Source organism: Bariatricus sp. TF06-38A, assembly GCF_027690675.1.
Classification (GTDB): Bacteria; Bacillota; Clostridia; order Lachnospirales; family Lachnospiraceae; genus Allocoprococcus; species Allocoprococcus comes.
The window spans coordinates 1-1,074 of the sequence record NZ_JAQFCE010000065.1 but is presented as its reverse complement, the minus strand read 5'-3'; the positions used below and the strand labels follow the sequence as shown (position 1 = coordinate 1,074).

General features: G+C 40.0%; 1 pseudogene. It reads right to left on the bottom strand.

The features are described 5' to 3' along the window. Positions 1-911: pseudogene (locus PG418_RS19065) on the bottom strand (replication initiation factor domain-containing protein); the annotation flags it as partial. Positions 912-1,074: the final 163 nt, after the last annotated feature.

The window sequence follows — 1,074 nt, the reverse complement described above, 5'->3', positions numbered from 1 at the left end:
CCCATGTTTCGTGTCATACTGGATATAGGGGATAAGGTCGGTGCGGTCTATCCTCTGTAAGTGGGCGGTTAATTTACTGGAAAGGGAACTGCTGTATCTTGCCCTGTCAAGCATAGTTCCCACTTTTTCCAGTCCACCTAATGCATCATGTTCTTCTAAGAAATAAAAACTTTTGACAGCAGAAATCACGCCACCCTCTGTGAGCCATTGCTGTGTTTCCTCAAGGGAATTATGTAGTTTCGGTACTTGCAGTTTCAAGACTTCCACAGCCCCTAAAAATCGTTCCCAAAACCGACACGTTTTCCATCTGCTCTTATTACTTTCATTTCTGTTTGGCACGACAAAGCGTAGGTTGTTTGCTAATAGCCCGAAAGCCAGTTCCCCAAGTTCCAACGGTCTGTCTTTGAATGTCATGGCAAAAACATGAGCCTTATCATCACGCAGTTGCATTTCTGTCCGTTTCCAACTGCCGACTTCATCAAGTGTCTTATTATGTTTTGAACAGACTTCCTTATCCTTATCATAAAAGCGGTAGGATAATCCCGATTTACCAGCACCGATATAAACAGTCTTTGCGGTGTCGAAATCATCAAACTTGCTTTCGTCAAAGTGGTAGCCCTCACTATTAGAAATAAATTCCTCTTTTTCGCATTTCTTCTTTATCTGCTCTATGGTAAAGAATGGCTTTTCGTTCTTATCATCAATGGCAATATCAAGTCTTGTGAAATGAAAGTTATCCAGTCCGTATCTTCGCTCACAGCGTCGAAACATATCCCCAAAGGTATAATTCCTACTGTCGAGAATACGGAAAATTAAATATCTCCAATCTGCCAGCGTGCTTGATAAGTCTTGAATTTTATCATTGCTGGATAAACATTGAAAATGTCAGTCGGTAAATCTAAAATGTGCATGATTATATCTTCAGCGGTTGCAGTATCAAATACAATGCTGATGTAATCAATCTTAACGGATAAATTTTTGTGTGTAGTTATAGTGCATTGCTCCTTTCGTATGCCCCGTTTTTTGCGGGTAAAAATCGTGTTTTTTCCTTTATTTATCACAGTTTCTAGGTAC